The 775-nt window shown below is 50.6% G+C and carries 2 protein-coding genes; both read left to right on the top strand.

Going from position 1 to position 775, the window contains the following annotated elements; translation table 11 throughout:
* Positions 1-145 precede the first annotated feature (145 nt).
* A complete protein-coding gene (locus ACVRRC_RS22065; RefSeq protein ID WP_131680389.1) occupies positions 146-349 on the top strand; it encodes a hypothetical protein in 204 nt (67 codons plus the stop codon).
* Positions 350-400: 51 nt separating this feature from the next.
* Positions 401-670, top strand: coding sequence for a hypothetical protein (locus ACVRRC_RS22060; RefSeq protein WP_131680390.1), 270 nt, complete (start codon positions 401-403; stop codon positions 668-670).
* Positions 671-775 lie beyond the last annotated feature (105 nt).

The raw sequence follows: 775 nt of genomic DNA, 5'->3' as shown, positions 1-775 counted from the left end.
AGGAAATTACCGCGCTGACTGAAGGCATGCATCGGGATGACAAACTCAGCTCGTTTGAAGTGACATTCCTGGCACCGTAAACATTCAACTCAGGCCACTGTCGTGGTCTGGGTAATTCCTCCCCTGTTGATATAGTGAGATGACAATGAGTTCTGATTTGAAAATTACCTCTGATGAGGAGCAAGCGGTTTTTGATTCACTGTTGGCGAGTGCGCTGACAGGTGTTGCTTCAACACTCTGGGATAAAAACCGTTCCAATGGGCCAACCCAAGGTGATGTGGCACACGTTGCCTTTTCCCTTGCTGAAGAAGCTTTTAAAATCCGGCAGCAACGTTGCCGTCGAGACTAACTCTTTCGCCTCCGGAGACGGGGGCTGATTTTCCCACCCTGAGGAACAATGATGAATTTCGGTACTCGTGAATACCTGATTAATTACCTGATGAGCAACTTCTCTGAAGGTCAGATGATCGCACTCGACACATTGACACTCGATAACGTCTCCGATATTGCTTCTGACCTTTCCCTGGAACGCGCCCTTACGCCGACCGAGCGGGTACAGGTGCTGTCTGCGGTAGTCGAAGACTATGATGTGAATACTGGGGCTGGCTTTGACCATGTTCGCAAACAGATCGCAGCGCTGGGGATACCTCAGCAGGTAGGTGCCAAATGAAGAAGGGGCTGCGTAAGTTTTACTGCACGCTGCCCAATGGCAAAGTGCAAGAAGCTGAGCTGACATGGAAAGCGACCCATGCGGTTGCTTGCCGAACTGAATCCC

Source organism: Stutzerimonas sp. LR2 (assembly GCF_055755175.1).
This window is presented reverse-complemented; position numbering and strand designations above follow the sequence as displayed.